Below are 24,379 nucleotides of genomic sequence, written 5' to 3'. Positions count from 1 at the left end.
GCCCGGCGTTTGCGCCGGCGGCGGGGCGTGGCACCCTGCCTCCCGGCCCGTCGGGGGAGACCGCATGTCCGTGCACCGTCACATCGTCTCGCGCCGCGCGGCGCTCGGCCTGCTCGGCGCCGGGGCGCCGCTGCTGCTGCCCGCGCCCGGTCCCGTCCGGGCGCAGCCGCGCCTCGACAAGGTGAGCTTCATCACCAACTGGCGCGCCCAGGCCGAGCATGGCGGCTTCTACCAGGCCCAGGCGGCCGGGCTGTACCGCAAGGCGGGGCTGGAGGTCGATCTCCGCACCGGCGGACCGCAGATCAACCCGGCGCAGCTCCTCCTCGGCGGGCGGGTCGACATGTCCATGGGCAACGGCCTCGGCGCGCTGAATTTCGTGCAGGAGAAGCTGCCCTTCCTCTGCATCGGGGCGATCTTCCAGAAGGACATGGTGGTGCTGATCGGCCATCCGGGCACCGGCTTCAGCGGCTTCGAGGCGCTGCGCGGCCGCACCATCCTGATCAGCGCCGAGCCGCGGGTGACCTGGTGGCCCTTCCTGCGGCAGAAATACGGGCTGAAGGACGAGCAGATCCGCCCCTACACCTTCAACCTGCAGCCCTTCCTGGCCGACCGGATGCTGGTGCAGCAGGGCTATCTCGGCAGCGAGCCCTTCTCCCTCCGGCAGGCCGGCATGACGCCGGAGACGCTGCTGCTGCACGATGCCGGCTTCGAGAATTACGGCACCACCATCAATATCGGCGCCAAGACGCTCGCCGAGCGGCGCGAGGTGATCCAGCGCTTCCTCGACGCCTCGATGGAGGGCTGGGACCAGTATCTGAAGGGCCCGGCCGGCGGCGTCGACACGGCAGCCGCCAATGCCCTGATCAAGGCGCAGAACCCCGAGATGGGCGACGATCTCATCGCCTTCGGCACGCGCATGATGAACGAGGCCGGCATCGTCCGCTCCGGCGATGCCGGCCGGCTCGGCATCGGCGCCATGACCGAGGAACGGTGGGGCCGCTTCCATGCCGCCATGGCCGAGGTGGGCGTGCTGCCGAAGGATCTCGACTGGCGGAAGGCTTTCGACCTCTCGCTAGTGAACAGGGGCATCGGCAAGGCCTGACCGTGCCGGCGGCAGCGAGGGCATGGTGGACGACGTCCTGGTGGTCGGCGCCGGGCCGGCCCCGGCCTGCCATCTGGCGCGGCCGGACGGCTATGTCGGCTGGCGCGGCCGCTCTGGCGGGAGCCGGGGCTGGACGCCCATCTCGACCTCTTCGGGCCGGCCTGAGGCGCCCCTGATGGCTACTCGGCCGCTTCCTTGGCTGGGCGCGGGGTGACGCCGAGAAGCTGGACCAGCTCGGCCTCCTCCAGCGTCTCCTTCTCGAGCAAGCGCTGCGCCGTCCGCTCCAGCGCCTCGCGCCGCTCCTTCACGAGCGTCACCGTCCGCTCCAGCGCGCCATCGACGATCCGCCGCACCTCGGCATCGATCGCATTGCCCGCCGCCTCGCCGTAGTCGTGGTCGCGCGGGCCGCCCGGCATGGCGCCCGGCCCGGCCAGCATGCTGCGCGGGTCGCGCTCATAGGTGACGCTGCCGAGCGACTCCGACATGCCGTAGCGCGTGACCATGCCGCGGGCGATGTCGGTCACCCGCTGCAGGTCGTCGGCGGCGCCGGTCGAGAGATGGCCATAGACCACCAGCTCCGCCGCCCGGCCGCCGAGGAGGACCATCATCTTCCGCTCCAGCTCCTCCCGCGTCATCAGGAAGCGGTCCTCGGTCGGCCGCTGGATGGTGTAGCCGAGGGCGCCGATGCCGCGCGGGATGATGGAGACCTTGTGCACCGGATCGGTCCCCGGCAGCGACATGGCAACCAGCGCATGGCCGATCTCGTGATGCGCAACGATGTCGCGCTCATGCGCGTTCAGCAGCCGGTTGCGCTTCTCGAGCCCGGCGACGATGCGCTCCACCGCATTGCCGAAATCCGCCATGCTGACCGCCGGGGCGCCGCGGCGGGTGGCGAGCAGCGCCGCCTCGTTGACCAGGTTGGCAAGGTCGGCGCCGGTGAAGCCGGGCGTGAGCGCGGCGATCTTCTCGGGCTCCACCTCCGGCGCCAGCTTCACCCGCCGCAGATGGACATGCAGGATCTGCACCCGCCCGGCGCGGTCCGGCCGGTCGACCAGCACCTGCCGGTCGAAGCGCCCGGCGCGCAGCAGGGCCGGATCGAGGATCTCCGGCCGGTTGGTGGCGGCGAGGATGATGAGGCCGGCGCGCGAATCGAAGCCGTCCATCTCGACCAGGAGCTGGTTCAGCGTCTGCTCGGCCTCCGAATTCACGCCGCCGCCATAGCCGCCGCCGAGGCCGCGCGCCCGGCCGAGGGCGTCCAGCTCGTCGATGAAGATGATGGCCGGCGCCTGCGCGCGGGCCTGCTCGAACAGGTCGCGCACCCGGGCGGCACCGACGCCGACGAACATCTCGACGAACTCGGCGCCGGAGATGGAGAGGAAGGGGACCTTCGCCTCGCCCGCCACGGCGCGCGCCAGCAAGGTCTTGCCGGTGCCCGGCGGGCCGACCAGCAGCACGCCCTTCGGCATCCGCCCGCCGAGCCGGCCGTAGCGTTCCGGCTCGCGCAGGAAGTCGACCACCTCCCGCAACTCGTCCTTGGCCTCGTCCACGCCCGCGACATCGGCGAAGCTGACCTTGGTGTCGCTCTCGACATAGACCTTGGCGCGGCTCTTGCCGATCTGCATCAGGCCGCCGCCGGCCGCCATGCGGCGCCCCAGCCAGAACCAGATGCCGACGAAGAAGACCATCGGCAGGATCCAGGAGAGGACGTCCCGGAACAGCGTGCTCTCGATCTGGCCGTTGAACTTGACCCCGTGCCCTTCCAGCTCCCGGGCGATGTCGGGATCGACGCGGGTGGTGGTGAAGCGGGTCTGGCCGCCCGGCAGCGCCTCCTTCAGCGTGCCCTGCATGAAGCGGTCGGAGACGCCGACATCAGCCACCTTCCCCTCGCTCAGCAATTGCTGGAACTGGCTGTAGGGGATGTTGGCGACCTGCTGGTTGCGGGCGGCGACGTACTGCACGAGCACCAGCCCGAGCAGCGCCACCGCCCAGTAGAGGATGTTGAAGCGGCCGTCCTTCTTCATGCCGCGCCCTCCCTGGCCGGGGCCTTGGCCGGTTCCAGCGCGGCGGCGACCGCCTCCTCGGCGCGCTCCAGCCAGATCAGCTCCAGCCGCGCCCGGGTCTCGGCCGGGATGTCCTCCTCGTCGCGCCGATTGCGGGCCGGCAGCATCACCCGGGTCAGGCCGGCGCGGGCGGCCGCGACCACCTTCTCCTTGATGCCGCCGACCGGCAGCACCAGGCCGCGCAGGCTGATCTCCCCGGTCATCGCCGTGTCGCTGCGCACCGTCCGACCGGTCAGCAGGGAGACGAGCGCGGTGAACATGGCGACGCCGGCGCTCGGCCCGTCCTTCGGCGTCGCGCCGGCGGGCACATGGATATGGATGTCCGACTTCTCGAACAGGGCGGGATCGATGCCGAGGGAGACGGCGCGGTCCTTGACCAGGCTGAGCGCCGCCTGGGCGCTCTCGCGCATCACCTCGCCGAGCTGGCCGGTGAGGATCAGCCGGCCGCCGCCCGGCGTGCGCGTCGCCTCGATGAAGAGGATGTCGCCGCCGACCGGGGTCCAGGCGAGGCCGGTGGCGACGCCGGGGACGCTGGTGCGCATCGCCGCCTCGTTCTCGAAGCGCGGCGCGCCGAGGATCGGGGTAAGGTCGCCGGCATCGATGGCGACGCTGCTGGCGCTGCCCTCGGCGATGCGCACCGCGGCGTGGCGCAACACCCGGCCCACCTCCCGCTCGAGGCCGCGCACCCCGGCCTCGCGGGTATAGGCATGGATGATGGCGCGCAGCGCGGCATCGGTCAGGCTGGCCTGCTCCGGCCGCAGCCCGTTCGCCTCGAGCTGCCGGCGCACCAGGTAGCGCCGGGCGATCTGCAGCTTCTCCTCCTCGGTGTAGCCGCTGAGCTCGATGATCTCCATCCGGTCCCGCAGCGGGCCGGGGATGGTGTCCAGCATGTTGGCGGTGGCGATGAAGACGACGCGGGAGAGGTCGAAGGGCACGCCGAGATAGTTGTCGCGGAAGGTGCCGTTCTGCTCCGGGTCCAGCACCTCGAGCATCGCCGCCGAGGGATCGCCCTGGATGCCGCGTCCCATCTTGTCGATCTCGTCGAGCATCATGACGCAGTCGCGCGCGCCGGCCTTGCGGATGCCCTGCAGGATGTTGCCCGGCATGGCGCCGATATAGGTGCGGCGATGGCCGCGGATCTCGGCCTCGTCATGCACGCCGCCGAGGGAGACGCGGACGAAGGCGCGACCCATGGCGCGGGCGATGGACTGGCCGAGCGAGGTCTTGCCGACGCCGGGCGGGCCGACGAAGCAGAGGATCGGCGCCTTGCCCTCCGGCGCCAGCTTGCGCACGGCGAGGTACTCGACGATGCGGCGCTTGATCTTCTCGAGGCCGTAGTGGTCCTCGTCGAGGATCCGCCGCGCCTCGGCGATGTCGATCCCCCGCTCCGCCGGCAGGCGCCAGGGCAGCTCGATCAGCCAGTCGAGGTAGTTGCGGATGATGCCGTGCTCGGGCGAGGCTTCCGGCATGCGCTCCAGCCGCCTCAGCTCGCGCCGCGCCGCCGCCTCCACCTCGGCCGGCATGCCGGTCTTCTCGATCGCCGCGGTCAGCTCGGCGATCTCGGCGGATTTGCCGTCGTCCTCGCCGAGCTGCTTCTGGATCGCCGCCATCTGCTCGCGCAGCAGCACCTCGCGCTGCCGGGCATCGAGGCTGGCGCGGGTCTGCCGGCCGATCTCGGCCGAGAGCCGCAGCACCTCCAGCCGCTGCGCCAGCACGCGGGAGACGCGGTCGAGCCGTTCGCCAAGATCGACGGTCTCGAGGATCGCCTGCTTTTCGGTGGCGGGAATGTCGAGATAACCGGCGACGAGGTCGGCAAGCGGGCCCGGCTGGTCCAGCCCCTGCACCGTGGCGACCAGCCCCTCCGGCACCTGCGGCAGCAATTGCAGGGCTTCCAGCGCCTGGTTGCGGAGGTTGAGCAGGCGCGCCTCCAGCTCCTGCGTGCGCGTCTCCGGCTCGGCGATGCGGAAGGCGCCGGCGGCGATGAAGGGCCGCTCCGCCACCCAGTCGAGCACGCGGAAGCGCTGCACGCCCTGGCAGACGAGCTGGTGGCTGCCATCGGGCAGCGTCACCCAGCGCAGGATGTTGGCGACCGTGCCGGTGCGGTGCAGGTCGCCGGCCGATGGCTCCGCCTGTTGCGGGTCGCGCTGCATCACCACGCCGATCGGCCGTCCCTCGCGCAGCGCGTACTGCACCGCCGCGACCGAGCTGGGCCGGCCGACGGCGAGCGGCACGACGCCACCCGGGAAGAGCACCATCTCGCGCACCGGCAGGATCGGCAGCGCATCCGGCGGCAGGGCGGCGGCGGGCTGGCCCTCGGCACCCGGGCCGAGATCCGGCAGGCGCGGCGGCGGGCGGTCGTGCGGGAATGCGGACATGATGGACCTCAGGCGGTCTTGTCGAGGCTGACCAGCAGGCAGCCATTCAACATGGTGTGGCGCACCGCGGCGCTGTAGCGGCCGGGCGGCAGCGACACCCGCCGCTCGAACCGGCCCTGCGGCAATTCCAGGCGATGGATGGCGGCATCCCGCCATTCCGGCGGCAGGCGCCGCACGCCCGCGACGCGCAACGCCCCGCCCTCGATCACCGCCTCGATGCCCGTGGGATCGACGCCCGGCAGCGCGACCATCACCAGCACGCTGCGCGCCGTCTCCAGCACATCCGCCGGCGGCTGCCAGAGCGGGGGGCCCGCCGCCGGCCCCGGGCGCAGCTCGAAGAAGCGGCGGTGCAGGCGCTCCGCGCGCGTCACCGCGTCACAGGCCTCGGCCCACATCCAGGCTTCCGGGTCGTCCCTCGTCATGCCGTTACGCGCCCCGCTCCTGCCCGCCGCATCGGTGGCGGCCTCCGCCCGAAAGAATGCGCCCTTCGCGTCATCGTTCCTACCCTTGCGGCGCGCATCCACCGGCCGCTGCCGGGCCGCTGCGGGATCGATACGGCCGATCTACACAATTCCGTCACCGGGACTGCGCCCACTCCTGCGCCAACAGGGCTTCCTCCATGCTCCCGTCACGATTCCCGGCGGCGCCGGGCGAAGCAGGAGGGCACCCCTTGCGCACCCAGCGGCTGACCTTGCTCATCATGGTAGGCATGGTGCTCGGGATCATCGCCGGCCATTTCTGCCACATGCTCTGGCCCAACCCGGACACCGCGAAAGCCATCTCCGGTTACATTTCCCTCATCACCGACATCTTCCTCCGCCTGATCAAGATGATCATCGCGCCGCTGGTCTTCTCGACCCTCGTGGTCGGCGTCGCGCATATGGGCGACACCCGCGCCGTGGGGCGCATCGGCGCCAAGGCCATGGCCTGGTTCATCAGCGCCTCGCTCGTCTCGCTGCTGCTCGGCCTGCTGCTGGTGAACATCCTGCAGCCCGGCGCGAGGCTCGACCTGCCGCTGCCGGACGCGCATGCGGCGAGCGGCGTCGGCACCAGCTCGCTCTCGCTCAAGGATTTCGTGACGCATCTGGTGCCGCGCTCGATCTTCGAGGCGATGGCGACCAACGAGATCCTGCAGATCGTCGTCTTCTCCATCTTCTTCGGCGTCGCCTGCGCCGCGCTCGGGGAGAAGGCGAAGACGATCGTCGCCTGGACCGAGGAGCTCAGCCACGTCATCCTGAAGGTGACCGGCTACATCATGGGCCTCGCGCCGATCGCGGTCTTCGCCTCCATGGCGGCGATCATCACCACCCAGGGCCTCGGCATCCTGGTCACCTACGGCAAGTTCGTCGCCGAGTTCTATCTCGGCCTCGCCATCCTCTGGTGCCTGCTCGCCGCGGTCGGCTTCCTCATCTTCGGCCGCCGGGTCTTCGAGCTGATCAGCCTGATCCGGCAGCCCTTCCTGCTGGCCTTCAGCACGGCAAGCAGCGAGGCGGCCTATCCGCAGTTGATGGAGCAGCTCGTCCGCTTCCCGGTCAGCCGCAAGGTGATCAGCTTCGTGCTGCCGCTCGGCTATTCCTTCAACCTCGACGGCTCGATGATGTACTGCACCTTCGCGACGCTCTTCATCGCGCAGGCCTACAACATCGAGCTGTCCTGGGGCCAGCAGGCGACGATGCTGCTGCTGCTGATGCTGACCAGCAAGGGCATGGCCGGCGTGCCGCGCGCCTCGCTCGTCGTCATCGCGGCGACGCTGACCACCTTCAACATCCCCGAGGCCGGGCTGCTGCTGATCATCGGCATCGACCAGTTCCTCGACATGGGCCGCTCGGCGACCAACGTCATCGGCAACTCGCTCGCCACCGCCGTGGTCGGCAAATGGGAGGGCGAGATGACGCCGGAGCCCGAGGATGCGGCGGATGCCGCGAGCGACATCGAGACCTACGTCCCGACGCGAAGGCCGGCCTGAGCGGCGGACACAGGACGGGCGACCCCGAAGGGTCGCCCTTTCCCATGCCGCGAGGCCAGCTCAGCTGCGGTCCAGATAGCTCCGCAGCGCCCGGCCGCGCTGGCCGTTCTGCAGCTTCTTGAGCGCCTTGGCCTCGATCTGCCGGATGCGCTCGCGGGTCACGTGGAAGGTCTTGCCGACCTCCTCCAGCGTGTGGTCGCGCTCCATGCCGATGCCGAAGCGCATGCGCAGGATGCGCTCCTCGCGCGGCGTCAGGTCGGAGAGCACCCGTGCCGCCGCCTCGCGCAGGCCGGAACGGGCGACCGCGTCGAAGGGGTGCACCGCGTTGCGGTCCTCGATCAGGTCGCCGAGGCGCCCATCCTCCTCCTCGCCGATCGGCGTATCCAGGCTGACCGGCTCGCGCACGATCCCCTGCACCGACTTCACCTTCTCGGTCGGCACGCCGAGCCGCTGGGCAAGCTCCTCCGCCGTCGGCTCGCGCCCCGTCCGGTGGGCGAGGATGCGGCCGAGCCGGGCGATCTTCGAGGCGGTCTCCGCCATGTGCACCGGCACGCGGATGGTCCGCGCCTGGTCGGCGATGGCGCGCGTCATCGCCTGGCGCACCCACCAGGTGGCATAGGTGGAGAACTTGAAGCCCTTGCGCCAGTCGAACTTCTCGACCGCGCGCATGAGGCCGATATTCCCCTCCTGGATCAGGTCGCCCAGCAGCAACCCGCGGTTGCGGTACTTGCGCGCGATATGCACCACCAGCCGCAGGTTCGCCCGGGTGAGCTCCTCCTTGGCCTTGCGAATGTCGCGCTCGCCGCGGCTCATCTCGGCATGCAGCTGCCGCAGCATCGGCGCGGCGAGACCGGTCTCCGCCTCGATCCGCGCCACCTCGGCGCGGATCTCGAGCAGCTCCGGCCCGGCCCCCTTGAGCTTGGCGGCCAGCTTGGCCGTCCCGTCCTCGCCGGCATCCCAGAGCTTCAGGAAGGCCTCGCGCCCAAGCTTCGCCGCCATCGCCAGCCGCAGCGCCCGGCCATCGAGGCCGGTCAGCCGGCGATGCGCGCCGCGCACCTGCTCGATCAGCGTCTCGATCCGGTCGGCCCGCAGCCGCAGCGCCGCGATCAGCCCGGCGATCTCGACGGCCGGGCCGGTGGCCGCGGCGGCCAGCGCCGCGTCGAAGGCCGCCAGGATCTCCGGCCGCAGCCGCTGGTCAAGCGTGCCCTCGGCGGCCTCGCCCTCCTCACTGCCCTCGGCCGGCGCCTCAGCCGCCGCGGCCATCGCCTCGAGCTCGACCAGATCCCGCAGCGGCAGCCCGCCCGCCGCGACCGCGTCGCGCCAGCCGGCGAGCGACTGGCGCGTGGTCGGGCAGGCCCCGAGAGCGCCCAGCATCGCCTCGCGCCCCGCCTCGATGCGCTGCGCCAGCTCCACTTCCTGCTCGCGCGTCAGCAGCTCCGTGCGCGACGCCTCGCGCAGGAACATCCGGACCGGGTCATCGGTACGGCCGAGCGAGGCCTCGTCGTAATTGCCGGTCGTCGGGGCGACGACCTCGGTCTCGGCCACGGGGGCATCGCCCTCGCCCTCCTCGGCCTCGGCGGCGAGATCGCCCGGAGCGTCCTCGGCGCCGTCACCCTCCTCCCAGGCGGGCATCTCGTCACCACCCGGGACGCGAGCGACCAGCGCCTCGAAGGCCGGCGCGCCAAGGGGCCGCGAGACGCGCACCTCGGCCTCGTTCTCGTCCAGCATCGTCTCGGTGACAAACCCGTCCATCACTCGATCCACTCCCGGCAGATCCCGCGATCCGCCTCCATGTCGGTCCGTGCCCCGGCGACGTCCCACCTTCAACGACCACAGGCCCGCGACACCGCGAAGCGGCACGGGAGCGGATCAGCCGTCAGGAGGGTCGCGCAGCATCGGGGCGCGCGAGGGATGTGGTGATAAACGCCGAACCCTGCCAGCCCCGCTGCGCAATTGACGGAGCAGGGTTGCAACTGTGGCATGGACCTCAGCGGTAACCGCGTTCCTAGGCATCGCCACGGAGGCAAGTCAAGTCTCGGTTGCCCAATGGGATCGCACGGCTTCCGGTTGAAACCGATGGCGCTGGCACCGGCGATGCCGGGGCATGGCGAGAGCCCTCCCCGGCAGATCTTCCCGTTCTGGTTGATGGCCTGCGAACCGGCACTGGCGGATCGCGGTCTAACGGGGCGGCAATCGCAGCACCATGCCCGGCCGCAGCGACGCGGCGTCGGACACCACGGGATCGTTGGATTCCAGGATCCAGCCGGCCGCCGCGGTGTCGTGGTAGTGCCGGGCCGCGATCGCCTCCAGCGTCTCCCCCGGCTGCACCACGTGCAGGATGCTGCCGCCCGGACCGAACCGCGCATCGGGATCAGGCCGCGCCGCATGCACCGCGCGCTCCGCCGCCTCGATAGTGGCGCTCCCGGAGGGCAGCCGGGCGAAGGCGCCGAGCGTGCCGAGCAGGCCCTCCCGGGCTTGCGCCACCGTCATCCGGTCATCGACGCGCGCCACACCCTGCAGATTGCCCACCGCGAGCAGCACCCGCTCCCGCGTCGCCTCATCCGGCAGCCGGCCTTCCAGGGTGACGGCGTCGTCGTTCCGGCTGACCGTGATCCCCTCGCGCGTCAAGCCGAGGGCGCTGAGCCGGTGGTTGATGGCATCGGCGGTCAGCGCTCCTCCGTCCAGGGCCAGGCCGGCCTCGGCGGGGAAGCGATAGGTGGGCATGGATGTCCTCCCGATTGTGGCCGATAAACGTCACCGCCACCGGCCGGGTTGCGCGGGGCCGGGCGGCTCGCCACCCTGTGTCGGCATGCCACCCCATCTCCGGCCGCGGCCAGGCGCCCTGGCGGCGCGCCATGGGCGGTCGCCATGAGGCAGGCCGCACCCAGCCCTGCCTCGGCGGCGCCCGCCATCCTCGGCGTGATCCTGGCCGGCGGCCTGGCGCGGCGCATGGGCGGCGGCGACAAGCCGCTGCGCCAACTCGGCGGCCGCCCCCTGCTGGGCCATGTCCTGGCGCGGCTGCGGCCGCAGGTCGCCGCAGTCATCCTCAACGCCAATGGCGAGGCCGCGCGCTTCGCCGACCTCGCCCTGCCGGTGGTGGCGGATTCCCTGCCCGGGCATCCCGGGCCGCTGGCCGGCGTGCTGGCCGCGCTCGACTGGGCGGCGGCGCATCGCCCGGACCTGCCGGACCTGCTCTCCGTTCCCGGCGACACGCCCTTCCTGCCTGCCGACCTGGCGACGCGGCTCGCGGCGGCGCGGCGCGATGCCGGCCTGCCCATCGCCTGCGCCGCCTCCGCCGGGCGGCAGCATCCGCCCATCGCCCTCTGGCCGGTCGGCCTGCGCCATGCCCTGCGGGATGCGTTGCAGGCCGGCGAGCGCCGGGCCGGCCGGATCGCGGCCCATCTCGGCTGCGCCACGGCGACGTGGCCGACGACGCCCTGCGATCCTTTCTTCAACGCCAACACGCCGGAGGACCTGGCCCGGGCGGAGGCGATGCTGCCCGGCCTGCCCGCCTGAGGCCGGCGAACACCCGCGCTCCCGCGGCGTTCGCGCCTCGCCACGATCCGGTGCCGGCCGGGCGCTGCCCGCCTTCCCGGCGCCTCGATCCGCTGGCATCCCTGCCCGCCTTCCCGCATGGTCCGCGCCCGATGGATGGAACCGCTCGCCACACCGACTGGGAGTCGCTGCTGCGGCTGCGCGACGCGCCCGGCCCGCTGCCCGGCGGCCCGCTCGGCGCGCTGTTCGGCCCGCTGCTTGCCCCGCCGCGCGCCGCCGATGGCTGCATCGTCGTCGGCCGCCTGGCGCAGACCCTGGACGGGCGCATCGCCACCGCCTCCGGCTCCTCGCAATGGATCGGCGGCCGCGGCGACATCCTGCACACGCACCGGCTGCGCGCCCTCTGCCACGCCGTCGTCATCGGCGCCGGGACGGTCCGGCAGGACGATCCGCGGCTGACCACGCGCGACTGCACCGGGCCGAGCCCGGTGCGGGTGATCCTCGACACCGACCGCCGGCTCGGCGCCGCGTTCGGCGTGTTCCGTGACGGGCCGCCGACCCTCCTCCTCTGCGCCGAGGACGCGGCCGGACCGCAGCGGCTGGGCATGGCCGAGGTGCTGCGGCTGCCGCGCGATGCCACGCATGGCGGGCTGCGCGTCCCCGCCATCCTCGCCGCGCTGGCCGCGCGCGGCCTCACCCGCATCTTCGTCGAGGGCGGCGGCGTCACGGTCAGCCGCTTCCTCGCCGCCGGCTGCCTCGACCGGCTGCATGTGACGGTGGCGCCGGTGCTGCTCGGCTCGGGCGTGCCCGCCTTCACCCTGCCCGAGGTGGCCCGCATCGCCGACGGGCTGCGCTTCGCCTGGACGGTCCATCCGCTCGGCCCCGACGTGCTCTTCGACATCGCGCTCGACCGGGCGCGGCCGGGCGCGGCGACGCGATGACGGCACCCGCGCCGGAGCCGGGCCGCCAGGCCCGGGCGCTCTGGATCGTGGCGCCCGGCCGGGCGGAGCTGCGCGAGGAGACGCTGCCGCCGCCCGCGCCGGACCAGGCGCTGGTGCGCTGCCGAGCCTCCGCCCTCTCCCGCGGCACCGAACGGCTGGTCCTCGAGGGCCGCGTGCCGCCGAGCCAGCATGCCGCCATGCGCGCGCCGCTGATGGCGGGCGAGTTCCCCTTCCCGGTGAAGTACGGCTACTGCGCCATGGGGGTGGTGGAGGCCGGGCCGCCGGCGCTGCAGGGGCGCCGCGTCTTCGTCCTGCACCCGCACCAGGACCGCTTCCTCGCCCCGGCAAGCATGTGCATCCCGGTGCCGGAGGCGGTACCGGACCATCGCGCGGTGCTCGCCGCCAACATGGAGACGGCGCTCAACATCCTCTGGGATGCGCGCCCCTTGCCCGGCGAGCGCGTCCTCGTCATCGGCGCCGGCCTGGTCGGGCTGCTGGTGGCGGCGCTGCTGGCGCGCATGCCGGGCCTCGCGCCGGTGTTGGTGGATCTCGATCCCGGCCGCGCCGCCCTCGCCGCCGCCATCGGCGCCCGCTTCGCCCTGCCCGAGGCGGCGCCGGGCGAGCAGGAGCTCATCATCCATGCCAGCGCCAGCGCCGCCGGGCTGCGGCTCGCCCTCGAGCGCGCCGCCTTCGAGGCGCGGATCGTCGAGGCGAGCTGGCATGGCGACCGCGTCGTGCCGCTGCCGCTCGGCGAGGCCTTCCATGCCCGGCGGCTCTCCCTGCTCTCCTCGCAGGTCGGCGCCGTCGCCCCCGCCATGCGCGGCCGCCGCAGCCATGCGGAGCGGCTCGCCCTCGCCCTCGCCCTGCTCGAGGATCCGCGGCTCGATGCGCTCTGCGCGCCGGTCGCCGGCTTCGCCGAGCTGCCCGAACGGCTGCCCGGCCTGCTCGCCCCCGGCGCCGCCCCCCCCCCTTGCCCCGTCATCACCTATCCCTAGAAGGTATCGCGATGTTCTCGCTCACCGTCTGCGACCACATCATGGTGGCGCACAGCTTCCGCGGGGCCGAGTTCGGCCCGGCCCAGCGCCTGCACGGCGCCACCTTCGCGGTGGAGGCGGAATTCCGCGCGCCGCAGCTCGACCATCTGCACCTGCTGGTGGATATCGGCCTGGCCAAGACGGAGCTGCGCCGCGCCCTCGATACGCTCGACTACCGCAACCTCGACGACGAGGGGCAATTCGCCGGGCAGAACACCACCACCGAATATCTCTGCCGGCACATCCACCAGCTACTCTGCGCCGCGCTGCGCGAGGGCCGGCTCGGTCCCCAGGGTGGGCAGGTGACGGCGCTGAAGGTGCTGCTGCGCGAGAGCCCGAATGCCTGGGCCGCCTATGAGGGCGCCGTCGCATGACGCGGCGCCTGGCGCGACGGCCGCGCGGGGGGTGCGCATGCGGATCGCGCTGATCCTCCCCGGGCCCTTCGCCACCCTCTCGGGTGGCTATATCTATGATCGCCGCATGGTGGAGGGCCTGCGCGACCTCGGCCATGCGGTCGAGGTGGTGGAGCTCGCCGGCCGGCATCCGCTGCCCGACGCAGCGGCCGAGGCCGCGGCGCGCGCCGCGCTCGAGGCGCTGCCGGCCGACACGCGCCCGGTCATCGACGGCCTTGGCCTGCCCGCCTTCGCCGCTCTCGCGGAGCCGCTCGCCGCCCGCCATGCCATCGGCCTGATCCACCACCCGACGGCCCTCGAGCACGGCGCGCCGCAGGAGGACCGGGAGGCGCTGCGCGGCATCGAGCGGGACCTCTTCCCGCGCCTCGCCCGCCTCGTCGCCACCTCGCCCCACACCGCGCAGCGCCTCGCCGCCGAGTTCGAGTTGCCGGCGGCGCGCCTCGGCGTGGTCGAGCCCGGCACCGATCCGGCGCCGCGCGCGACGGGCTCCGGCGGCCCCGGCACGGCGATCCTCTCCGTCGGCACGCTGGTGCCGCGCAAGGGGCACGACGTGCTGATGCGGGCCCTGGCCGGGCTGCTGGATCTCGATTGGACACTGACCATCGCCGGCGGCAACGACCGCAACCCGGTGCATGCCGAGGGGCTGCAGGCCCTGGCCGAGACGCTCGGCCTCACCCGCCGCGTCACCTTCGCCGGCGAAGTCGATGGCGAGGCGCTGGAGGCGCTCTATCGCGGCGCCGACCTCTTCGCCCTCGCCACCTGGTGGGAGGGCTACGGCATGGCGGCGGCCGAGGCGCTGGCGCGTGGGTTGCCGATCGCCATCACCGCCGGCGGCGCCATCGCCGATCTCGTGCCGATGGAGGCCGGCGCCGTCTCGCCGCCCGGCGATGTCGTCTCCCTGACCAAGGCGCTGCGGCGGATGCTCGCCGATACCGAGATGCGCCGGGAGATGGCCGAGGCTGCCTGGCAGGCCGGCCAGCGCCTGCCGCGCTGGTCCGACCGCGCCGCCGCCTTCGCCGCCGAGCTGGAGCGCGCGTGATGCGGCACCGCGACGCGGCCGGCCAGCAGCGCGGAGACGGTTGATGGCGGAGGAGTTCGCCCTCGACTGGCTCGACCTGCGCGAGCCCTTCGATGCCGCGGCGCGGTCGGAGACGCTGGCGGCGCGGCTGCTGGCGCTGCTGCCGGCGCGGCCGCGCTTCATCGATCTCGGCGCCGGCACCGGCAGCCTGCTGCGCTGGCTGGCGCCCCGGCTCGGCCGCGCCCAGGTCTGGACGCTGGTCGACAGCAGCCGCGACATGGCCGAGGCCGCCTTCGACACCATCGCCGACCGCGCCGACCAGATCGGCTTCCCGGTCACCGCGCCCAACCGGCGCACCCTGCTGGTGCACGCCCCCGGCGGCGCCTGGCGGATCGAGACGCTCATCACCGATCTCGCCGAGGCGCCGGACAACCTGCCGCTGGCGAATGCCGATGCGGTGGTGAGCTCGGCGCTCTGCGACCTCGTCTCCCGCCCCTGGCTGGAGCGCATGGCGGCGGCGCTGCGCCTGCCCTTCTATGCGGCGCTCTGCGTCGAGGGGCGCGAGCGCTTCGCCCCGCCGCACCCGGCCGATGCGCCGGTCGCCGCCGGCTTCCGCCGCGATCAGGCGCGCGACAAGGGCTTCGGTGGCGCCGCGCTCGGGCCGCGCGCCCCGGCCGCGATCGCCGAGATCTTCGCGGCGCGGGGCTTCACGGTGGAGCGGGCGCCGAGCGACTGGGAGGTGCGGCAGCGCGGCCCGGTGCTGCATCCGGCGCTCCGCGCCAATGCCGATGCGTTGCTCTCCGAGCTGGTGCAGGGCCATGCCGAGGCCGCCGCCCGGCAGGACCCGCGCGGCCTCCGGCGCATCCAGTCCTGGACCGCGGCGCGCTTGGCCCAGGTCGAGGCCGGGCGGCTCTCGGCGCGGATCGCGCATCACGACCTGCTGGCGCTGCCGCCGCGGCGCCGCTGAACCGAAGGAGATGGGTGCCGCCATGACGCTGCCGCCAGGGCTGAGCTTCGGCATCGAGGATGCCCCGTCGAAGGAGGATCTCGACGCCCTGCCGAAGGGGCTGGAGGCCTATAACGAGCAGCGATGGCCCGGGCACCAGCCCTGGCAGGCGATCCATGTCCTGGCCCGCCAGGATGGCCGCGTCGCCGGCGGCTTGCAGGCCGAGATGTATGCCGGCTGGCTGTTCCTGCGCTATTTCTGGCTCGAGGAGGGGCTGCGCGGCGCCGGGCTCGGCCGCCGCATCATCGCCACCGCCGAGCGCCGGGCGCAGGCGAGCGGCTGCCACTCCGCCTGGGTGGACACCTTCAGCTTCCAGGCGCCGGGCTTCTACGAGAAGCAGGGCTATGTCGAGTTCGCCCGCCTGCCCTATCCGCCGCAGGGCGAGCGCCTCTTCCTGCGCAAGCGGCTGACGGAGGATGCGCCCTGAGCGGGCGGCCCTGACGCAGCGGAGCATCCGCAGCGGGGCATCGCCGCAGGTCATCGCCGCAGGGTCCCGGCCGGGCTAGATTGCGCCGCAGGCTCACGGGAGAGAGACGACCATGCCCCTGCTCGGCTGCATCGCCGATGACTTCACCGGCGCCACCGACCTGGCGAACACCCTGGTCAAGGGCGGCATGACGGCCGTGCAGGTGATCGGCGTGCCCTCCGGCCCCTTGCCCGAGGCGGATGCCGTCATCGTCGCGCTCAAGTCGCGCACCGCGCCGGTGCGGGAGGCGGTGGCCGAGAGCCTGGCCGCCTGCGAGGGGCTGCTCGCCGCCGGGGCGCGGCAGATCTTCTTCAAGTACTGCTCCACCTTCGACAGCACCGAGGCGGGCAATATCGGCCCGGTCGCCGACGCCCTGGTGCGGCGGCTGGACTGCGGCTTCGCCCTGGCGAACCCGGCCTTCCCCACCAATGGCCGCACCGTCTACCAGGGTCATCTCTTCGTCGGCCAGGCGCTGCTGAACGAGAGCAGGATGGAGAACCACCCGCTCACCCCGATGCGGGACGCCAACCTCGTCCGCGTCCTCGGCCGACAGACCGACGGCGCCGTCGGCCTCGTGCCCTTCGCCACCGTCGAGCAGGGCGCGGCGGCCATCCGTCGGGCGATGACCGTGCTGAAGGAGAGCGGCCGGCGCTACGCCATCGTCGATGCGGTGACGGATGCGCATCTGCTGGCGATCGGCGAGGCGGCGGCTGAGCATGCGCTGATCACCGGTGGCTCCGGCGTCGCCATGGGGCTGCCGGCGAATTTCCGCGCCAGGGGGCTGCTGCCCGAGCGCGGCGAGGCGGCGGCGGCGCTGCCGCCGATGACTGGCCATGCCGCGGTGCTGGCCGGGTCCTGCTCGCGCGCCACGCTCGGGCAGATCGGCTACGCCCGCGATCATGCGCCGGTGCTGGAGCTGGACGTGCTGGCGCGGCCGGAGGCGGCGGCGCTGGTGGCGGAGGCGCTGGACTGGGCGGCGGGCAAGCTCGGGGCGCAGCCCGTCGTCATCGCCGCCAGCGCGCCGCCGGAGAAGGTGGCGGCCCTGCAGGCGAAGCTCGGCCGCGACGCCGCCGGGGCGCTGGTGGAGGAGGCGCTCTCCGCCATCGCGGCGGGGCTGGTCGAGCGCGGCGTGCGCCGGCTGGTGGTGGCGGGCGGCGAGACCTCGGGCGCGGTGGTCTCGCGCCTCGACGTCGCCTCGCTGCGCATCGGGCCGGAGATCGATCCGGGCGTGCCCTGGACCCATGCCGAGATCGCCTCTCCCTCCGGCGGGCTGCACCTGGCGCTGAAGAGCGGCAACTTCGGCGCCCGCGACTTCTTCCTCAAGGCGTTCGACGCCTGACACAGGGCAGGAGGCCGCGATGAACGAAACCGAGCTCCGCGAGGCGATCGCCGCGCATGGCCGCCTGCTTTTCGGCCGCGGCTATGCGGTGGGCAGCGCCGGCAACATCAGCGTCCGCCTGCCGGACGGCTACCTGATGACGCCCACCAACGCCTGCCTCGGCCGGCTCGATCCGGCGCGGATCAGCAAGCTCGATCCGGGCTGGCGGCACGTCTCGGGCGACGCGCCCTCGAAGGAGGTCTTCATGCACCGCGCGGTGCTGGAGACGCGGCCGGAGGCGGGCGCCGTGGTGCATCTGCACTCGACGCATGCGACGGCCATCGCCTGTCTCGCCGCGCCGGGCGAGCCGGCGCCGATCCCGCCGCTGACGCCCTATTTCGTCATGCGGATCGGCCGCGTCCTGCCGGTGGTGCGCTACTACCGCCCGGGCGATGCGGCGATGGCGCCGGCGATCGCCGCCGCGGCGCAGGGAGCACGGGCGATGCTGCTCGCCAATCACGGGCCGGTCGTCAGCGGCCGGACGCTCGACGAGGCGGTCTACGCCGCCGAGGAGCTGGAGGAGGCGGCGAAGCTCGCCCTGCTGCTGCAGGGCCGCCAGCCCCGCAGCCTGACGCCGGCCGAGGTCGAGGACCTGCTCTCGACCTTCGGCTGAGGCAGGCCGGCGCGCCCTTGACCGGGCGTGCCGGGCGCGGAGCATGGCGGCAGGAGACGAGAAGCCGCCATGAGCCATCCCGAGACCCACCACGCCGCCCTCACCCCCGCCCCCGCCCCTGGGCGCGAGGCGCCCGCCGCGCATCCCATCGCGCCGCTCATCGCCCAGCGCTGGAGCCCGCGCAGCTTCACCGGCGCGCCGCTGCCGCCCGGCGCCATCGAGCGCCTGCTGGAGGCGGCCCGCTGGGCGGCGAGCAGCAACAACCTGCAACCCTGGCACTTCATCGTCGCCCGCCGCGACGCCGAGCCGGAGGCCTTCGCCACGCTGCTCGGCGTGCTCTCGCCCAACAACCGGGACTGGGCGCGGCAGGCGGGGGCGCTGCTGCTCTCGGTCGCCCGCACGCACAACCCGACCAACGGCAACCCGCTGCGGCATGGCTGGCACGACACCGGCGCGGCGACCGCGCTCCTGGCGTTGCAGGCGGCGGCGCTCGGGCTGCAGGCGCATGCGATGGCGGGCTTCGATGCCGCGGCCGCCCGCAGCGCCTTCGCCGTCCCGGAGGGGTTCGACCCGGTCGCCGCCATCGCCATCGGCGAGGTCGGGCCGCCCGAGGCGTTGCCGGAGGCGCTGGCGGCGCGCGAGACGGCGCCCCGGCAGCGGCGCCCGATCGAGGCGTTCGCCTTCTTCGGCGGCTGGCGCGGCTGACACCTGGCGCGCCGGTTCCTGCGAAAAGGGCGTCGTCCCTCGCAGGACGGCGCCCTCTCGCCGGGATCGGAAACCGGCGCATCGCAGGTCGGCACGATCGCCGGGGACGCAGCGACCCGCGGCCCCGGCCGGGCCGCGCCCCGCTGCAGCCGCGGCTCAGGTCGCGGAGCTGTCCTCGCTCATCGCCTCCGGCGCGGGCGCCGGGTTGGCGGCGGCAGCCTTCTTCGCGGCACGGGTCGCGGCGGCCTTCTTGGCGGCTTCCGAGCGCGAGGAGGTGGCCGCCTTCGCGGCGGCGGCGCGCTTCGGCGCGGCGGTCTTGCGGGCGGCGGCCGGCTTGCGCGCGGCGGTGGTGGTGGTCTTGCGCGCGGTGGTGGCCTTGCGCGCCGCCGGCTTGCGGGCGGTCGTCGTCGCCTTGCGGGCGGCGGGCTTCTTCGCCACGGCCTTCTTGGCCGTCGTCGCCTTGCGGGCCGCCGGCTTGCGGGTGGTCGCGGCCTTGCGGGCGGCCGGCTTGCGCGCGGTGGTCGCCTTCTTCGCCGCCGGCTTGCGGGCGGTCGTCGTCGCCTTGCGGGCGGCCGGCTTGCGCGCGGTGGTCGCCTTCTTCGCCGCCGGCTTGCGGGCGGCCGGCTTCTTCGCCGCCGCATTCTTCGGCGCGGCCTTGCGGGCGGCCGGCTTCTTCGCGGCCACGCGGCCGCGCGCGGTGGCGGGCTTCTTGGCGGTGCGCCGCGTGGTCGACATCGCCATCGCCTGCGCCTTCGGGGTCTCGGGGGTATCGGTCACGGTCAGGATCTCCTTGCGCGTTCCGTGGTGAGCCGGGACGCCGCGGCGCGGACATCCCAGGTGGAGACAGGATCGGTCGTGCGATGGCGGCGGCGCGCGGATCCCGTAGCGCGTGGCGCCGTCGTGGTCGCTGTCCAGGTCGCGCGAGCGGAACGCTGCCAGGGGCGATCGGCGGCGCTCGGCCGCATTCCGCCTCCCTCGGTCGCGTCTCCCTCGCCGGGCGAGGCGTCTCTGCCCGGCACCGGCGCGGGACCTGCGACGCGGCGCGTCGCCATCCCGTGCTGCCTGCGGTCCATGGACCGTCCTTCCCTGCCGCAGCATTCCGTCGCTGCACTCGGCGATTCCAGATCGCGCGAATCGCGTGCGACATCCTGCGCAGTTGCACGCTATCTGCACACGCAACCACCGTGTCAACAGAAACCGCAAATTGCGCATCGAATTTTTGCGCGCGCATCTCGCGCGACGTGGCGCGCCGTGCATCGCCTCGCATGCATGCCGCGTTGCTGCAGGCGGCAGAGTCACGAACGGCCGCCGGAGAGTCCGGCGGCCGTCCCGTCGTCGATCGCTCGCCGCGGCGTCACCCGGCGATGCGAGGCCTCATCGCGCGTCGAGCGCCGGCACCGGCCGCTGCTCCGGCCCGGTGTACCAGGAGAGCGGGCGGATCAGGCGGTTGTCGGCACCCTGCTCGAAGACATGCGCCGCCCAGCCTGTGATGCGGGAGGCGACGAAGATCGGGGTGAAGAGCGGGATGTCGAAGCCCATCAGGTAGTAGGCGGGCCCGGCCGGGAAATCGAGGTTCGGGTGGATGTTCTTCTTGGTCAGCATCTCGTCGGCCAGGATGCGGGAGATCTCCATCCAGGTGCGGTCGCCCACCACCTCGGCCATCTTCTCGGCGTATTTCCGCATCGTGGGCACGCGGCTGTCGCCGCTCTTGTAGACCCGGTGGCCGAAGCCCATGACCAGCGCCTTGTGGTCGAAGCGGCTCTGCAGCCACTCCCGGGCGATCTTCGGGTCGCCGATCTCCTTCAGCATGTGCATCACGGCCTCGTTCGCGCCGCCGTGAAGCGGCCCCTTCAGCGCCGCGATGGCGGCGGTGATGGCGCCGTGGATGTCCGCCCCGGTCGAGGTCACCAGCCGGGCGGTGTAGGTAGAGGCGTTGAAGGTGTGCTCGGCATAGAGGATCAGGGAGACGTCGAAGGCCTTCAGCACCTCCGGCTGCGGAACCTTGCCGAAGACCAGGTTGAAGAAATTCTCGCCGAAGGAGTGGGCCGGGTTCGGCTCGATCGGCTCCAGCCCCTTCGAGGCGCGATGGGCGGCGGCGATGCAGGTCGGGATCTTCGCCAGCAGCCGCATCGCCTTGCGCCGCTGCGCGGCATCGGACACGTCGCCCGCCTCGGGGTCCTCGAGGCCCATGAAGGACACCGCGGTGCGGATGGCGTCCATCGGGTGGCCGTCATGCGGGAACTCCCGGATGACGCGGTGCAGCGCCGGCGAGATGGCGCGCTGGGCCGCCTCCTCCCGCCTGAAGGCCTCGAGCTGGGCGGCGGTGGGGAGCTCGCCGTGCCAGAGGAGGTAGGCGACCTCCTCGAAGCTGCAAGACTCGCACAGGTCCTGCACGGCATAGCCGCCATAGGTCAGGCTGTTGGTCTCCGGCATCACCTTCGAGATGGTGGAGACATCGGCATAGACGCCGACCAGGCCCTTCTTGATCTCGGGCGTGTTGCTCTTCTCGCTCATGCTCTGCGCTCCTCTGGAAAGGGTCAGCCTTGCGGGGAGAGGACGTAGCGGATGTCCGGCTCCCCCTTCTCCTTGGCCGATGCCTCCCGGCATTCGGCGATGCGGAACCCCTGGCGCTCGTCGAAGCGGCGTGCCGCGAGGTTCCGCCGGAAGGCGTGGCGGCCGAGGCCACCGGGCGAGGCGGCCTCCGCCTCCGCCAGGAGCCTGCCCCCAATGCCGCACCCCTGCCAGGGGGGCGCCACATGGAGGTGCAGGATCGTCCCCGCCATGGCATCGAGGCCTGGATGGCCGGGCAGGCCGGGCAGCGCCGCCGCCTGTGCCGCGCGATGGATGCGGGCGCGCGCCGCGGCAGCCGCAGGATGGCCGGGACGGAGCGCGACCTGCGCCGCGCCCTCCCCGCCACCGCTGCCCCGCCCCGTCATGCGCGCCCGCCGCCAGGGCTCAGAAGATGCCCGGCTTGCCTTCCGTCAGTGTGCCCGCGGGCAGCGCCACGTTCACCAGGTGCAGCTCGCCGGCCTGCAGCCGCGGCAGGTCCTGCACCACCTCGAGGAAGCGGTTCGCCTCGCGGGCGGAGATGATGCCGTCCGTCAGGGTGCGGAACTTGTTGATGTAGTCCTCCCGCCCGAAGGGCCGGGCGCCGTTCGGATGGGCGTTGGCGACGCCGAGCTCATCGACCAGCCGGGTGCCGTCCTTGAAGAAGATCTCCACCCGGCCGCCGAAGGCGAGCTCCTCCGGGTCCCGCGAATGGTACTTGCGGGTCCATTCCGGGTCCTCGGTGGTCTCGATCTTGTGCCAGAGCCTGACGGTGTCCGCCCGCCCGGCCCGCCGCGGGGCGTAGCTGTCCACATGGTGCCAGCGCCCGTCCTGCAGGGCGACGGCGAAGATGTACATGATGGAGTGGTCGAGGGTCTCGCGGCTCGCCTTCGGGTCCATCTTCTGCGGATCGTTCGCCCCGGTCCCGATCACGTAATGCGTGTGGTGGGAGGTGTGGATGACGATCCGCTCGATGTCCTCGAGGTCTTGGATCTGCTCGCGCATGCGGAAGGCGAGGTCGATCAGGGCCTGGGACTGGTACTCGGCCGAGTGCTCCTTGGTGTAGCTGTCCATGATGGCGCGCTTGGCCTCGCCGGGCCCGGGCAGCGGCACCTGGTAGTAGACCGGCTCATAGGCGGCGGCGCGGCCGTGCTTGTCGGCCTCGGTGCGGCCGGAGAGCACCCAGCCGATGACGCTGTCCTCGCCTTCGTAGATCGGGCTCGGCGCCCCCTCCCCGCGCATGGCGCGGTCCACCGCCTCGACCGCCAGCTTGCCGGCATGCGCCGGGGCGAAGGCCTTCCAGGAGCTGATCTCGCCCTTGCGGCTCTGCCGGAAGGAGACCGAGACATGCAGCGCCTGCTGCACCGCCTGGAAGATCACCTCCTGCTTCAGGCCGAGCAGCGCGCCGATGCCGGCCGCCGCCGAGGGGCAGAGATGCGCGATGTGGTCCACCCGGTGCTCGTGCAGGCAGATGGCGCGGACCAGGTCGATCTGGATCTCGTAGCCGGTGGCGAGGCCGCGGATCAGGTCGCGGCCGGACTTCTCCATGGTCTGGGCGACCGCCAGGATGGGCGGGATGTTGTCGCCGGGGTGGGAGTAGTCGGCGGCGAGGAAGGTGTCGTGCATGTCGAGCTCGCGCACCGCCGTGCCGTTCGCCCAGGCCGCCCATTCCGGCGAGAAGCCCTTGGCGTTGGACAGGCCGAAGATGGTCGCCCCCCCTTTGCGCGGATGGCCGAGCGCCATGGCGCGGGCCGAGACCACCGGCCGGCGGTTGATGGCGGCGATGGCGACCGAGGCGTTGTCGATGATCCGGTTGATGATCATCTCCTGCACGTCCTTCTGGACGGCGACCTTGTCGGCGGCGACTCCCGCGATCTTCCAGGCGAGCTGCTCCTCGCGCGGCAACATGGCCTTGGACGGGTGAAGTTTCACGGGGTGCATCTGCATGACGGGCCTGGCTCCCTCTCGATGGCCTTGGGATCCCCGGGCCTGCCATGCGGCCTGGCTCCGGGACGTGGTGCTGCCCGCTCGACCTGCCCCGGGACCTGCCGGGGCTGAGGCGAAGGACGACGCGGGCTTTCTCCCGCCGCGCCCGGTCTTCGTCCATTCCGATTGACGCAGCGGATCGATAGGATTTCCGTATCGGCGATGCGAGGCAAGGTGCGGCGGCCGGCGGGCGATCCGGCAGGCCGCGCCTGCGGGATGGGCCGGCCGGACAGGACGACGAGCCGGCGCCGCGGGGGATGACGCATGGATTTCCGCATGCTGCGGCGGATGGCGCATTTCCTCGCCGTCGCGGAGGAGGGGCATTTCGGGCGAGCCGCGGCGCGGCTCGGCCTGTCGCAGCCGCCGCTCTCGGCGCAGATCCAGGCGCTGGAGGCCGAGCTCGGCGTGCGGCTGCTCGAGCGCACGCGCAAGGGGGCGCGGCCGACGCGCGAGGGCGAGGCGCTGCTGCCGGTCATCCGCCGACTCGCCGAGGAAGCCAAGCAGGTCGAGGCGCTGGCCCGCGAGCTGCGCGCCGGCCGGCAGTTGCCGATGGCGCTGGCCTGCGTCACCTCGGCCCTCTTCGATTTCCTGCCGCCGCTCGTCCGGGCGCTGCGCGACGCCCAGCCCGACGCCGCCATGGCGGTGCAGGAGATGGACACCGCCGATGCGGTGGAGGCGCTGCGGCGCGGCGAGGTGGATTTCGCCCTGGCCCGCCTCGACCACGACCGGCTGCCGCTGCATGTCCTGCCGCTCGGCAAGGACGCGCTGGTGGCGGCGCTGCCGGACGGGCATGCGCTGCTCGGCACGGCTGGCCCATTGCCGCTCGCCGCCCTGGCGCGGGAGCCGCTGATGCTCCTGCCGCGCAGTATCAGCCCGGCCTATTTCGACCGCCAGATCAGCGCCTGCCGCGCCGCCGGCTTCGAGCCGGTGCCGGTGCGCGAGGTCTCCTCGGCGATGGCGCAGCTCGCCTTCGTCGCGGCCGGGCTCGGCGTCGCGCTGGTCAGCTCCGGCATGGCGGTGCTGCGGCCGCCGGGCGTCGCCTTCCGCGAGCTGGCCGGCCCGGTCGATTCCGTCGGCGTCGCGCTGGTCTGGAATGGCGAGCGCGAAACCGAGGCGGCGCGCCTGGCGGTGCAGGTGGCGCGGCAGGTCTTCCCGCAGAGCGAGCCGGCGCCGTGACGGGTATCATGCCAAGCGCGCGACGGTCGCACCGTCGCGCCCCGCAAGCGCCGGACGCTGCCCCTGGCAGCTTGGCGTCGCGCCACGCGGCGCGGCGC

The 24,379-nt window shown here is 73.0% G+C and carries 22 protein-coding genes; 13 read left to right on the top strand and 9 right to left on the bottom strand.

Going from position 1 to position 24,379, the window contains the following annotated elements; all coding sequences use genetic code 11:
• Positions 1–64: 64 nt before the first annotated feature.
• A complete protein-coding gene (locus tag DOO78_RS16735; protein WP_111471007.1) occupies positions 65–1,102 on the top strand; it encodes an ABC transporter substrate-binding protein in 1,038 nt (345 codons plus the stop codon).
• Between the two features lie 179 nt (positions 1,103–1,281).
• Here the strand turns inward: DOO78_RS16735 and ftsH are convergent, their stop codons facing one another.
• Genes ftsH through DOO78_RS16720 form a run of 3 tightly spaced genes read right to left on the bottom strand, consistent with a single transcriptional unit; the run spans position 1,282 to position 5,959 of the window.
• Positions 1,282–3,123 (bottom strand): ATP-dependent zinc metalloprotease FtsH, encoded by a 1,842-nt coding sequence (gene ftsH / locus DOO78_RS16730; protein WP_111471006.1) that lies wholly within the window; start codon positions 3,121–3,123, stop codon positions 1,282–1,284.
• A complete protein-coding gene (lon, locus tag DOO78_RS16725; protein ID WP_111471005.1) occupies positions 3,120–5,537 on the bottom strand; it encodes an endopeptidase La in 2,418 nt (805 codons plus the stop codon). The genes ftsH and lon overlap by 4 nt, the downstream gene beginning before the upstream one ends.
• An 8-nt stretch (positions 5,538–5,545) precedes the next feature.
• Complete coding sequence (locus tag DOO78_RS16720) at positions 5,546–5,959, bottom strand: Hsp20/alpha crystallin family protein (protein WP_111471004.1); 414 nt, start codon at positions 5,957–5,959, stop codon at positions 5,546–5,548.
• A 197-nt stretch (positions 5,960–6,156) separates the two neighbouring features.
• On the opposite strand from DOO78_RS16720, the gene DOO78_RS16715 reads away from it, so the two are divergent.
• Complete coding sequence (locus tag DOO78_RS16715; protein ID WP_111471003.1) at positions 6,157–7,503, top strand: dicarboxylate/amino acid:cation symporter; 1,347 nt, start codon at positions 6,157–6,159, stop codon at positions 7,501–7,503.
• A 60-nt stretch (positions 7,504–7,563) separates the two neighbouring features.
• On the opposite strand, the gene DOO78_RS16710 is transcribed toward DOO78_RS16715, so the two are convergent.
• Both DOO78_RS16710 and DOO78_RS26980 read right to left on the bottom strand, forming a co-directional pair.
• Positions 7,564–9,255: a sigma-70 family RNA polymerase sigma factor gene (locus tag DOO78_RS16710; protein WP_207802943.1), complete on the bottom strand. Its 1,692-nt coding sequence runs from the start codon at positions 9,253–9,255 to the stop codon at positions 7,564–7,566.
• A 426-nt stretch (positions 9,256–9,681) separates the two neighbouring features.
• Entirely contained in the window at positions 9,682–10,227 is a 546-nt protein-coding gene (locus tag DOO78_RS26980) for a BON domain-containing protein (protein WP_123060035.1), read from the bottom strand.
• A gap of 144 nt (positions 10,228–10,371) precedes the next feature.
• Between DOO78_RS26980 and mobA the strand changes: the two genes are divergently transcribed.
• The 10 genes from mobA to DOO78_RS16655 all read left to right on the top strand — a co-directional run bounded on the left by mobA (position 10,372) and on the right by DOO78_RS16655 (position 18,572).
• Positions 10,372–11,019 (top strand): molybdenum cofactor guanylyltransferase MobA, encoded by a 648-nt coding sequence (gene mobA, locus DOO78_RS16700; protein WP_111471002.1) that lies wholly within the window; start codon positions 10,372–10,374, stop codon positions 11,017–11,019.
• 131 nt (positions 11,020–11,150) lie between these two features.
• Entirely contained in the window at positions 11,151–11,939 is a 789-nt protein-coding gene (locus tag DOO78_RS16695; protein ID WP_111471001.1) for a RibD family protein, read from the top strand.
• Entirely contained in the window at positions 11,936–12,934 is a 999-nt protein-coding gene (locus DOO78_RS16690; protein WP_111471000.1) for a zinc-dependent alcohol dehydrogenase, read from the top strand. Before DOO78_RS16695 ends, DOO78_RS16690 begins: the two co-directional genes overlap by 4 nt.
• A gap of 11 nt (positions 12,935–12,945) precedes the next feature.
• A complete protein-coding gene (locus tag DOO78_RS16685) occupies positions 12,946–13,347 on the top strand; it encodes a 6-pyruvoyl trahydropterin synthase family protein (RefSeq protein WP_111470999.1) in 402 nt (133 codons plus the stop codon).
• Between the two features lie 37 nt (positions 13,348–13,384).
• Entirely contained in the window at positions 13,385–14,425 is a 1,041-nt protein-coding gene (locus DOO78_RS16680) for a glycosyltransferase family 4 protein (protein ID WP_111471051.1), read from the top strand.
• 43 nt (positions 14,426–14,468) lie between these two features.
• Positions 14,469–15,371: a class I SAM-dependent methyltransferase gene (locus DOO78_RS16675; RefSeq protein ID WP_111470998.1), complete on the top strand. Its 903-nt coding sequence runs from the start codon at positions 14,469–14,471 to the stop codon at positions 15,369–15,371.
• A gap of 22 nt (positions 15,372–15,393) precedes the next feature.
• Positions 15,394–15,837, top strand: a complete 444-nt coding sequence (locus DOO78_RS16670; protein ID WP_111470997.1) for a GNAT family N-acetyltransferase — start codon at positions 15,394–15,396, stop codon at positions 15,835–15,837.
• Positions 15,838–15,949: 112 nt separating this feature from the next.
• Positions 15,950–17,215, top strand: a complete 1,266-nt coding sequence (gene otnK / locus DOO78_RS16665; RefSeq protein ID WP_111470996.1) for a 3-oxo-tetronate kinase — start codon at positions 15,950–15,952, stop codon at positions 17,213–17,215.
• A gap of 19 nt (positions 17,216–17,234) precedes the next feature.
• The gene (otnC, locus tag DOO78_RS16660) at positions 17,235–17,867 is read left to right on the top strand and encodes a 3-oxo-tetronate 4-phosphate decarboxylase (RefSeq protein WP_111470995.1); all 633 of its coding nucleotides are present in this window, start codon (positions 17,235–17,237) and stop codon (positions 17,865–17,867) included.
• A gap of 69 nt (positions 17,868–17,936) precedes the next feature.
• Entirely contained in the window at positions 17,937–18,572 is a 636-nt protein-coding gene (locus tag DOO78_RS16655; RefSeq protein WP_111470994.1) for a nitroreductase family protein, read from the top strand.
• A 156-nt stretch (positions 18,573–18,728) separates the two neighbouring features.
• Here the strand turns inward: DOO78_RS16655 and DOO78_RS16650 are convergent, their stop codons facing one another.
• The 4 genes from DOO78_RS16650 to DOO78_RS16635 form a co-directional block, all read right to left on the bottom strand.
• A complete protein-coding gene (locus tag DOO78_RS16650; protein ID WP_111470993.1) occupies positions 18,729–19,349 on the bottom strand; it encodes a histone in 621 nt (206 codons plus the stop codon).
• A 597-nt stretch (positions 19,350–19,946) separates the two neighbouring features.
• Entirely contained in the window at positions 19,947–21,086 is a 1,140-nt protein-coding gene (locus DOO78_RS16645) for a bifunctional 2-methylcitrate synthase/citrate synthase (protein ID WP_111470992.1), read from the bottom strand.
• 23 nt (positions 21,087–21,109) lie between these two features.
• Positions 21,110–21,508 (bottom strand): GNAT family N-acetyltransferase, encoded by a 399-nt coding sequence (locus tag DOO78_RS16640; protein ID WP_111470991.1) that lies wholly within the window; start codon positions 21,506–21,508, stop codon positions 21,110–21,112.
• A 19-nt stretch (positions 21,509–21,527) separates the two neighbouring features.
• Positions 21,528–23,066, bottom strand: coding sequence for an MmgE/PrpD family protein (locus tag DOO78_RS16635; protein ID WP_111470990.1), 1,539 nt, complete (start codon positions 23,064–23,066; stop codon positions 21,528–21,530).
• Positions 23,067–23,369: 303 nt separating this feature from the next.
• Here DOO78_RS16635 and DOO78_RS16630 point away from each other — a divergent pair, with 303 nt between their 5' ends.
• Positions 23,370–24,281, top strand: a complete 912-nt coding sequence (locus tag DOO78_RS16630) for a LysR family transcriptional regulator (RefSeq protein WP_111470989.1) — start codon at positions 23,370–23,372, stop codon at positions 24,279–24,281.
• Positions 24,282–24,379 lie beyond the last annotated feature (98 nt).

Source organism: Roseicella frigidaeris, from assembly GCF_003258945.1.
Taxonomy (GTDB): domain Bacteria; phylum Pseudomonadota; class Alphaproteobacteria; order Acetobacterales; family Acetobacteraceae; genus Paracraurococcus; species Paracraurococcus frigidaeris.
The sequence above is the reverse complement of the archived record's forward strand: the minus strand, read 5'-3'. Positions and strand labels throughout refer to the sequence as shown.